Annotated in this window: 7 protein-coding genes; 5 read left to right on the top strand and 2 right to left on the bottom strand. The window is 56.0% G+C overall.

The genetic code is table 11. From position 1 onward, the window contains the following. Positions 1-10 precede the first annotated feature (10 nt). Both recN and ABWO67_RS17900 read right to left on the bottom strand, forming a co-directional pair. Positions 11-1,657 (bottom strand): DNA repair protein RecN, encoded by a 1,647-nt coding sequence (recN, locus tag ABWO67_RS17905; protein WP_353154244.1) that lies wholly within the window; start codon positions 1,655-1,657, stop codon positions 11-13. Between the two features lie 3 nt (positions 1,658-1,660). Continuing rightward, complete coding sequence (locus tag ABWO67_RS17900) at positions 1,661-2,560, bottom strand: NAD kinase (protein ID WP_353154241.1); 900 nt, start codon at positions 2,558-2,560, stop codon at positions 1,661-1,663. Positions 2,561-2,677: 117 nt separating this feature from the next. Here ABWO67_RS17900 and hrcA point away from each other — a divergent pair, with 117 nt between their 5' ends. The 5 genes from hrcA (at position 2,678) to dnaJ (ending at position 8,722) form a co-directional block, all read left to right on the top strand. Then, positions 2,678-3,688 (top strand): heat-inducible transcriptional repressor HrcA, encoded by a 1,011-nt coding sequence (hrcA, locus tag ABWO67_RS17895; protein WP_353154238.1) that lies wholly within the window; start codon positions 2,678-2,680, stop codon positions 3,686-3,688. Positions 3,689-3,712: 24 nt separating this feature from the next. After that, positions 3,713-4,777 (top strand): ferrochelatase, encoded by a 1,065-nt coding sequence (gene hemH / locus ABWO67_RS17890; RefSeq protein WP_353154235.1) that lies wholly within the window; start codon positions 3,713-3,715, stop codon positions 4,775-4,777. A 95-nt stretch (positions 4,778-4,872) separates the two neighbouring features. After that, entirely contained in the window at positions 4,873-5,460 is a 588-nt protein-coding gene (gene grpE / locus ABWO67_RS17885; RefSeq protein ID WP_353154233.1) for a nucleotide exchange factor GrpE, read from the top strand. 107 nt (positions 5,461-5,567) lie between these two features. Then, on the top strand, positions 5,568-7,490 hold the full coding sequence (gene dnaK / locus ABWO67_RS17880) for a molecular chaperone DnaK (RefSeq protein ID WP_353154230.1): 1,923 nt from the start codon (positions 5,568-5,570) through the stop codon (positions 7,488-7,490). A gap of 110 nt (positions 7,491-7,600) precedes the next feature. Beyond that, on the top strand, positions 7,601-8,722 hold the full coding sequence (gene dnaJ, locus ABWO67_RS17875; protein ID WP_353154228.1) for a molecular chaperone DnaJ: 1,122 nt from the start codon (positions 7,601-7,603) through the stop codon (positions 8,720-8,722). The last annotated feature ends 52 nt before the right edge of the window (positions 8,723-8,774 follow it).

Here is an 8,774-nt window from a genome sequence, read left to right as displayed (position 1 = left end):
GGACTCGGCTTTATCCCGCCAACAGCATTTCGCGGGCATGCTGGCGTGTTGTATCTGTAATTTTCAAACCTCCCAGCATGCGTGCCACTTCGTTTACGCGCCCATGTTCGTCGAGAGCTTCGATAACCGACAAGGTGCTCGAGCCCGAAGTTGATTTCTTGACTTCGTAGTGCTGCGACCCTCGCGCTGCAACTTGCGGTAAATGGGTAACGCACAGAACTTGGTGCCGTTCGCCCAGCTTGCGCAGTAGCCGTCCGACAACTTCCGCCACGGCCCCGCCCACCCCAGTGTCGACTTCATCGAAAATTAGCGTGGGTACACGCGCCGCCTGGCTGGCGATGACTGACAAGGCTAGCGATATGCGGGCTAACTCGCCGCCGGATGCGACTTTGGCAAGCGGCTTGGGCCGTGTGCCAGCGTGGCCTGCCACCAGGAACTCAACACTTTCGTTGCCATGCGCGGAGGGTTCGCCAGGAGTCAGCCGGACGTCGAATACCCCGCCTTTCATGGCCAGGGTTTGCATGGCGTCGGTGACTTGTTCTGTCAGTTTCCGGCTGGTTGTCTGGCGTGCCTGGCTTAGCTGCGCGGCGACGGCTTGATACTGGCCTGCAGTCTCTTGGGCCACCTTTGCCAAGGCTTCGATATTGCCTGCGTTCTGGCTGTCGGCAAGTTGCTTGCTCCAGGATTGATGCAGCGCGGGTAGCTCGGGCGGTTCGACCTTGAATTTCCGGGCCATGTCGAAAACAGCGGACAGACGCTGTTCGGCACGTTCGAGGCCGGCAGGGTCGAGTTCGAGTTTGTCCAGGTAGCTGTTCAGGTCCGATACCGCTTCGGAACTGGCGATGCGAGCAGATTCAATGGTTTCGTAAACGCCCTGCAGTTGTGTGTCGTGCCGCAGCAATTGACGAATTTGATGGGATGCTGTGCCTAAGGCGTGTTGCGCGGAGCCTTCGTCTTCGCTTAAGGCTGCCATGGCCTGGGTAGCGCCATCAAGCAAGGCCTGTGCGTGCGCCAGGCGATTGTGATCGTTGGTGATGGCGTCCCATTCGCCTTCTTTAAGGGCCAGGCGGTCTAGCTCGGACAGCTGCCATTCAAGCCGCTCGCGTTCTTCTTGCAGTACTGCGGCATTTTGCTGTGCCGCGGCCAAGGTTTTTTCTGCGTGCTGCCATTGCTGCCAAGCCTGCTGCACCTGCCTGGCTAGCGGCAGGTACCCGCCTTGAGCGTCAAGCAAGTCGCGCTGGCTGGCGGTTTTCAGCAGGCTTTGGTGGGCATGCTGGCCGTGAATATCGACCAGTTGTTCGCCAAGGTCGCGCAGTTGCGCCAGCGTAGCCGGTACACCGTTGATAAAAGCGCGGCTGCGACCCTGGTTGTCGATGACCCGTCGCAATACCAGGGCGTCGTCGATATCGAATTCGCGCTCCTGGAGCCAGGGGTGCAGAGACTCAGGGGGATCGAACACGGCTGAGATATCGGTGCGCCTGGCGCCTTCGCGCAGCACGGTGGTATCGCCCCTGGCCCCCAGGGCCAGGGACAACGCGTCAATGAGTATGGACTTGCCGGCGCCCGTTTCCCCGGAGAAGACCGTGAATCCGGTTTCAAACAGTATTTCCGCCTGGTCGACAATGACAAAATCGCGTATATGCAAGGTACGCAGCATGTTTTATTCGTCCTCGTCCGAGGTTTGTGGCATATGATTCCAGTACAGTTTTCGGCGCAATGTCGAAAAAATGCTGTAGCCGGTAGGATGAATGAAACGGATCGTGTTTTTCGCCCGGCGCACGTTGATACAGTCGCCGGCCTGGCAGTCTGACCAAGTTTGCATGTCGAAGTGCACGCTGGCGCCCGACTCGACCCGACCCAAGGCCGTGATGGTAAGGCTTAGCGTACCGCTGTCGGGCAGGACAATGGGGCGGTTGGACAGCGTTTGCGGAGCTACCGGCACCAGCAGGATGGCGCTCAGGTTGGGGTGTACGATAGGGCCATTGGCAGATAGCGAGTATGCTGTGGACCCTGTGGGGGTAGCTACAATTAGGCCGTCGGCGCGCTGGCTGTACATGAACACGCCGTCCAGTTCGACGCGAACGTCTATCATGCCGCCTCGGCCGGCGCGGTTAAGAACAACGTCGTTTAGTGCGACGCCAGAGAACAGGGTTTCGCCATCGCGCACGACATTGCCTTCAAGCAATACGCGCTCTTCGGTTTCAAAGTTGCCGTTGATGACGCTGGCCAACGCATCATTGGCGGTATGCAGGGGGATGTCAGTGATAAAACCCAGCCTGCCATGGTTGATGCCAATAAGCGGTACGTGGCTGCAGGCTAACTGGCGCGCGGCGCCCAGCATGGTGCCGTCGCCGCCCATGACAACGGCCAGGTCGGCTTGTTCGCCTATCTCTTTGTAGCTGGCAGCGTCGTGTTCGGTGATGCCGGTGTTTTTGGCGGTATCGGCTTCTATCAACACTTTGCAGCCGGCCGCTTGCAGAGTTGCGGCCAATTTGCGCAAAGGGGCATCCAGGCCACTGTCTTGATACCTGCCGATAAGCGCAACGGTTTTAAAGTGCATAAGGTAAATACCTTGTTGTTTGATGGAATAATAGGGACTAATTGATTATATGGTCCCTACGGCCTATATGGCTGTAGGTAGAAAAACCAGTGGTTGAAAAATTGCCTGAATATGGTCATGGATGATCGAGCCAACGCGCTTTTAAAGGCGCTCATAGAACGCTACATTGCTGATGGACAGCCAGTGGGCTCCCGCACGCTGTCGCAAATGTTTGATTTATCGCCCGCAACGATCCGCAATGTCATGGCCGAGCTCGAGGACTTGGGGCTTATTCACAGCCCGCATACTTCGGCTGGCCGCATACCGACGCCCAAAGGGTATCGCCTGTTTGTCGACCGGCTCCTGGCCGTGCAGCGCTTCGAAGTCCTGCCGCCCAGCCACATCCGCCAGATGCTTCCGGCGGCCGAGCCAGGCAGGGCAGTGACCGCCGCAGCAGCGCTGTTGTCGAATTTGTCGCAGTTTGCCGGCGTGGTGCTGGCACCCAAGCGGGCGCAAATCTTTCGCCAGATCGAATTTATACGCTTGTCCGACAAGCGTGTGTTGTTAATTATCGTTACGCCGGATGGCGATGTGCAGAATCGGATTCTTTTCGTGTCGCGCGACTATCTTGAACAGGAGCTGTTGGAAGCCAGCAATTTTTTCAATCAGCATTTCGCTGGCATGTCTTTCCAGCAAGTTCGTGTTGCCATTGCCGACGAGCTGTCGTCGCTGCAGGCCGATATCTCCCGTCTGATGCAAGCCGCCGTCGAAGCGGGAACGGCATCCGCTGATTCCGACGATTCGCTGGTTATTTCAGGCGAGAGCAAGCTGCTCGATATTTCCGAAATGACTTCCGACATGGATCGCTTGCGCCGTATGTTTTCGTTATTTGAAAAGAAAACGGATTTGTTACAGTTATTGGATGTATCCAGCCGCGCGCAAGGTGTGCAGATCTATATTGGCGGCGATTCGCAACTGATGCCTGTTGACGATGTCTCGGTGATCACGGCTCCCTACGGCGTAGACGGGACCGTTGTGGGAACGCTGGGGGTTATCGGCCCTTCGCGGATGGCATACGAACGGGTCATACCCATTGTCGATATCACCGCCCGTCTGCTCTCCAACGCGCTTAGCCATAAGCAGCACTGAATTTAAAAACGAGTTTCATAATCAATGACCAAGCTGTTTGCCTCGCGTTTTTTGCCTGAGCCAATTGATCCGCATGCTTTGAGCAGTAATCCGCCATTGCGCGGTAGTAGTCCCCTCGGCGTACTGCTGATCAATCTGGGCACGCCTGATGAGCCTACTGCGGGAGCAATACGCCGTTATCTGGCCGAGTTTCTGTCGGATCCCAGGGTGATCGAGATTCCTCAGTGGGTTTGGCAAGTCATCTTGCGCGGTTTTATTCTTACGCGGCGGCCACAGGCCTTGGCGCCGAAATATAAAGAAATCTGGCTTGAGCAGGGCTCGCCGCTTTTGGTATGGAGTCGGGCTCAGGCGCAGGGGGTGCAGCAGCATCTGACGGCTGATGGGGTACGGGCCCATGTCGAGCTGGGTATGCGCTACGGCAATCCGTCTATTGCCAGTGCCATGGAAAAGCTACGCGCGGCCGGCTGTGAGCGGATACTCGTTGTGCCCATGTATCCCCAATACGCGGCCAGCACCACGGCCACCGCGGTTGACTGTGTGAATGCCTATGCGGCAAAACTGCGTAATCAGCCAGAATTGCGATTTATAAAGCGCTATCATGACAATGTGGCTTATATCGATGCGCTGGCACAACAAGCGCTTCAGTACTGGGGCCTGCATGGCAAGCCGCAACGCTTATTGCTCAGCTTTCATGGCTTGCCTCGCCGCACGATAGAGCAGGGCGACCCCTATCACCGCGATTGCATGGAAACCACGGCGCTGCTCAAGCAAAGGCTGGGCGCTGACGCCGGTTTGGTACATGTCTCTTTTCAAAGTCGCTTTGGCGCCGAGAAATGGCTGGAACCCTATACCGAGCCCACTTTGCGTGCGTGGGCACGGGAAGGCGTTGAGCAGGTCGATGTCATGTGCCCCGGTTTCCTTGCGGATTGCCTTGAAACACGCGAAGAAATCGAGATGCAATGCCGCGACGCCTTTCTGGCCGAAGGGGGGCGGCAGTTTCGCTATATATCGTGCCTGAATGATGATGCCGCCTGGATAGCAGGGCTGGCTGGCCTGGTGAAAAAACACCTGGCTGGCTGGGAAAGCTAAGACTTGTTCCGGTTCGATTCGTTCGTCAGGTCTTGAAACGGGGGCGCATGCCCCCATTTTTGTTGAATTGAATATTAAGCATGTGGAGATTTTTTATGTCGGCACCCAACGAACCCATTGATTCCAAAGGCAATCCATCGTCGGATACGTCCGAGCACCTAGAAGTCAACGATGGTCTGGGCGCAGCCCAAGGCGCCGAGGCTGAAGTCCAGGCTCAGGAAGATTGGGCAACGCTGTTGTCCGAAGCTCAGGAAAAAGTGGCGCAGTATCACGATGAATTGTTGCGCGCCAAGGCCGAGGTCGAAAATATTCGCCGCCGCGCTGCGGACGATGTGGCCAAAGCACGCAAGTTTGGCACTGAATCCTTTGCCGAAAGTCTGATTCCCGTGCGCGACAGCCTGGAGGCCGCGTTGGCTCAGCCGGATCAAACCGCCGAAGCCTGGAAAGATGGTGTCGAAGTGACATTGCGCCAATTGAATGGCGCCTTTGAGCGTAATTTGCTTAAAGAAGTGGCTCCGACTGAAGGCGATGCCTTTGATCCGCATCAGCATCAGGCAATTTCCACTGTCCCCTCGGACTTGCCGGAAGGCACCGTGGCGCAGTTGCTGCAAAAGGGCTACACCATCGCCGAGCGCGTGCTGCGTCCCGCGCTGGTTATGGTTTCGTCAGGCCCATCAGCTTAGGCAGGCGTAAAAAAAATGGGATAAGGCTTGAAATTATCGGCCCTATCCCCATTTATGAACCATTCAAGCAGTTTTCCAAATTAAAATTTTTTAGCAGGGTTATAGACATGGGCAAGATCATAGGTATTGACCTCGGCACGACTAACAGCTGTGTGGCTGTCATGGACGGCAGCAGCGTCAAAATCATCGAAAACGCAGAAGGCACACGTACTACGCCTTCCATCGTCGCCTATTTGCAAGACGGCGAAATCCTGGTCGGCGCACCCGCCAAGCGCCAGGCCGTAACCAATCCCAAAAATACGCTTTACGCTGTCAAGCGCCTCATCGGCCGCAAGTTCGACGAAAAAGCCGTTCAAAAAGACATTCACCTCATGCCTTACAGCATTATGAAGGCGGATAATGGCGATGCATGGGTCGAAGCACAAGGTAAAAAGCTTGCGCCTCCCCAAGTATCGGCCGACGTGCTGCGCAAAATGAAAAAGACAGCCGAAGACTACCTGGGTGAAGAAGTCACCGAGGCCGTCATTACGGTTCCCGCTTATTTCAACGACAGCCAGCGCCAGGCAACCAAAGACGCCGGCCGTATTGCCGGTCTGGAAGTCAAGCGCATCATTAACGAGCCTACTGCCGCGGCACTTGCCTTCGGCATGGACAAGACCGAAAAGGGCGATCGTAAAGTTGCCGTATATGACTTGGGCGGCGGCACCTTCGATATTTCGATTATCGATATCGCCGATGTCGATGGCGAAAAACAGTTCGAAGTGTTGTCCACGAACGGCGATACCTTCCTGGGCGGCGAAGACTTCGACCAGCGCATCATCGAATACATCATCACCGAGTTCAAGAAAGAAAGCACTGTCGATCTTTCAAAAGATATGCTGGCTTTGCAGCGCCTGAAAGAAGCTGCTGAAAAAGCCAAGATTGAATTGTCTTCGGCTCAGCAAACTGAAATCAACCTGCCTTACATCACGGCAGACGCGTCCGGTCCCAAGCACCTTAGCCTGAAGATCACGCGCGCCAAGCTGGAAGCCCTGGTTGAAGAACTCATCGAGCGCACTATCGAGCCTTGCCGCACAGCCATCAAAGATGCAGGCGTTAAGGTATCCGATATCGACGACATTATCTTGGTTGGCGGCATGACACGCATGCCCAAGGTCCAGGAAAAGGTCAAGGAATTTTTCGGTAAAGAACCTCGCAAAGACGTCAACCCTGACGAAGCGGTTGCCGCAGGCGCTGCTATCCAAGGTTCGGTGTTGTCCGGCGATCGTACTGACGTGCTCTTGCTTGACGTGACCCCCTTGTCGCTGGGTATTGAAACCCTGGGCGGCGTGATGACCAAGATGATCCAGAAGAACACGACGATTCCTACCCGGTTCTCGCAAGTGTTCTCCACGGCCGACGACAATCAGCCTGCTGTGACGATCAAGGTTTTCCAGGGCGAGCGCGAAATCGCGGCCGGCAACAAGGGTCTGGGCGAATTCAACCTTGAAGGCATCCCACCATCAACCCGTGGCACGCCGCAAATCGAAGTCACATTCGATATCGACGCCAACGGCATCTTGCATGTGTCGGCCAAGGACAAGGGCACCGGCAAGGAAAACAAGATCACGATCAAGGCCAACTCCGGTCTGACCGATCAAGAGGTCGAGCGCATGGTGAAAGACGCCGAAGCTAATGCCGAGGACGATCACCGGGTTGCCGAGCTGGCATTGGCCCGTAACCAGGCCGACGCGCTGCTGCATTCCACCCGCAAGTCGCTGGAAGAATATGGCGACAAGCTGGAAGCGTCCGAAAAAGAAGCGATCGAAGCCGCTATCAAGGATCTCGATGAAACTTTGAAAGACGGCGACAAACCGACGATTGATGCCAAGGCTGAAGCGTTGTCTGCTGCATCGCAGAAACTGGGCGAAAAAATGTATGCCGACATGCAGGCTCAAGCCGCTGCTTCACAAGGTGGTCAAGAAGCCGCCCAGCCAGTAGACGACAATGTGGTTGATGCCGACTTTAAAGAGGTCAAACGCGACCAATAAAGCGAGCTATTAGTCGCTTTTAGCCCGGTTTCTGGTGTATTGCCGGAAATCGGGCATTCTCATTCTTATTCATGTACGAAGAATAGACGTCCAAGACGCAAGTAATCCAAATGGCAAAACGCGACTATTACGAAGTTCTGGGGGTGGCAAAGAACGCCTCCGATGACGAACTGAAAAAGGCTTATCGCAAGCTGGCTATGAAGTATCACCCGGATCGAAATCCGGATAGCAAAGAATCCGAGGAAAAATTCAAGGAAGCCAAAGAGGCCTACGAGATGCTGTCCGACGAGCAAAAGCGCGGTGCCTACGACAGATTCGGCCACGCGGGGGTAGACCCCAACGCAGGCGGGGGCGCAGGCATGGGTGGCGCTGGGTTCGCGGATGCCTTCGGCGATATCTTTGGCGATATCTTTGGCGGCGCAGGCCGCCGGGGCGGTGGTGCGCAGGTTTATCGCGGCGCCGATCTCAAGTACACGCTGGATATCAGCCTCGAGCAGGCTGCAAATGGTTTTGACACCGAGATCCGTGTTCCCAGTTGGGAAAGCTGCGAGGTATGCCATGGGTCAGGGGCCAAGCCCGGCACCCATGCAAAAACCTGCCACACTTGCGATGGCAATGGCGCGGTGCGCATGCAGCAAGGGTTCTTCAGTGTGCAGCAGACTTGTCCTACCTGTCACGGGACGGGCAAAGAAATTACCGATCCGTGCAATGCATGCGATGGGGTTGGACGCACACGCAAGAACAAGACGCTGCAAGTGAAAATCCCGGCCGGGATTGACGACGGGATGCGCATCAGGTCATCGGGCAACGGCGAGCCAGGGGTAAACGGCGGCCCTGCCGGCGACTTGTATGTGGAAATCCACCTCAAGCCCCATGGCATCTTCGAGCGCGATGGCGAAGACTTGCATTGCGAACTGACCATTCCGTTCACGACCGCGGCATTGGGCGGCGAGCTTGAAGTTCCTACCTTGTCGGGCAGGGGTGAAATCACCATACCCGAAGGTACGCAAACGGGTAAGACCTTTCGATTGCGTGGCAAGGGGATACGCGGCTTGCGGGCCAGCTATCCGGGCGATTTGTATTGCCATGTCTCGGTCGAGACGCCTGTACGGCTTACCGACGAGCAAAAGAAAATCCTGCGCCAATTCGAAACCTCGTTGTCTCAGGGGGGCGAAAAGCATTCGCCCAAGAGCCAATCCTGGACCGATAGGGTGAAAAGCTTCTTTTCGTAGGTTGGGATTGCGTCTGTAAGGGCGTGGCTCAAAAAAAGCACCATTAATCAAG

The sequence above is a fragment of the Pollutimonas bauzanensis genome (genome assembly GCF_040393045.1).
Lineage (GTDB): Bacteria > Pseudomonadota > Gammaproteobacteria > Burkholderiales > Burkholderiaceae_B > Pollutimonas > Pollutimonas bauzanensis_A.
The sequence above is the reverse complement of the archived record's forward strand: the minus strand, read 5'-3'. Positions and strand labels throughout refer to the sequence as shown.